Below are 1,547 nucleotides of genomic sequence, written 5' to 3'. Positions count from 1 at the left end.
TTGACATACTCCCGACGCTCCCTTACAGGAGAGCGCGGGATTCTTCAGCCAAGGAGATCCTGACCGCAGTTTTTACAGAAGTGATGTCCTCCTCCTGTGTTGATAACAATCCAATTTTCTGTATTAGAAGTGCCGAGTTATAGTCTCTGTCCAGTTCTTGTCCACATTTAGGACAGTAATGCCACCGCTCTGATAAGCTTTTAGATACTTTATTCAAACACTCCCAACAATGCTGAGACGTGCCTTTTGGATCTACTTTTATAACTCGCTTGCCTAACTTCCAGGCTACATACTCTAGCACTTGGATGAATTGACCAAAAGCTGCATCTTGCAAAGACTTATTTAATCCTGATTTTGCTGATTGACCATTGGGCAAGAATTGACCATTGCCACCTAACTTTGCTTTGCAACGTCGGAGTAAGTTTGCTAGAAGTAGGTCTTCGATGAAAATAACACTTACATCCGAAAACAGATGATAAGCTAATTTGAATTGCCAGTCTAGTCGCTGTCTAGCTATTAGTTGGTGCAATTTAGATATTTTGCGCTTGAGTATTTTCCACGCCGATAAATGCTTTGATTTCTTAGCTAATCTAATCTGAAGTTTGGACAAGCGATATTCAGATTTTCTGAAAAATTTTGGTACTTCTAAGAATTCACCATCACTGGTGACAGCATAGTATAACAATCCTAAATCAATACCTTTGGAGTTTTCTTTGGTGGGTTGAATTTCTGCAACCTCTACAGGTACGGCCTTATCCTCTATCGTGAAGCTAATATAAAGCCCGTCAGCTTCTCGGATTATTGTACCTGTCTTAACCTTGAATCCTACTGGTATTGGGCGATTATAGACAAAACGGACTAAACCAATTTTGGGTAGATTGATACAATAACGACCGTTAGCATTTTTGAAAATATGAGCATTTGATAACTGAGGGTAACTCAACGAGTTATAATAATGCTTGCCTTTGAATTTAGGTCTCCCACTGGTTTTGCCATTTTTATCAGGTAAGGCACAAGTTATCCATGGTGGTTTGTACACGCTGAATAACATCTTGCAACACCTGAGAGTGCATAGACTTATATTCAGGAAATAGTTTTTTAGTTTGTGTTAAGTCTGCTAATTGAACAGTCTCCCACAAAACATAACCATTGACTAGATTTGGATGCTTATCCCCTTTCCTTGTTATGGAATTACCATCACTGTCTTTTTTCCTGCCATCTCGTCTTTGCACTCTAAATTCGGGGATATTTTGATAAATCCGTTCTACTGGCACTACTGAAACATTAAGTGGACAAGCATTGACTGGTGTGCGCGTTGCTTCAAACCAGTTTAACCTTTCAGCTAAACGGTAATTATATTGTCGTCTAGCTAATTCTAACCAATTAGCTATAATTACCCCTTGCCTTTTATGTGGCTTGAGCTTGTACTTATATTTCAGGAGCATGGCAAAATCGACCTTTATATCTACATGGTAGTAGTATATCAAAAATAAGGGCAAACCACACAGACAACGCCCGGCTCTCCCATACGACGCTCCCCAAGGGGA

2 protein-coding genes are annotated in these 1,547 nt (G+C 39.8%); both read right to left on the bottom strand.

Translation table 11 applies throughout. The annotated features are described in order from the left end of the window. Positions 1–22: 22 nt before the first annotated feature. Complete coding sequence (locus tag ACP6PL_RS25770) at positions 23–1,039, bottom strand: RNA-guided endonuclease InsQ/TnpB family protein (RefSeq protein WP_426548189.1); 1,017 nt, start codon at positions 1,037–1,039, stop codon at positions 23–25. Continuing rightward, on the bottom strand, positions 1,002–1,547 hold a 546-nt coding region (locus ACP6PL_RS25765), incomplete at its 5' end, for a helix-turn-helix domain-containing protein (protein WP_426548188.1). The genes ACP6PL_RS25770 and ACP6PL_RS25765, both read right to left, overlap by 38 nt.

Source organism: Dapis purpurea BLCC-M126 (assembly GCF_050015975.1).
GTDB lineage: Bacteria > Cyanobacteriota > Cyanobacteriia > Cyanobacteriales > Microcoleaceae > Trichodesmium.
Note: the sequence above shows the minus strand (reverse complement) of the source record. Positions and strands in the feature narration are given on the sequence as shown.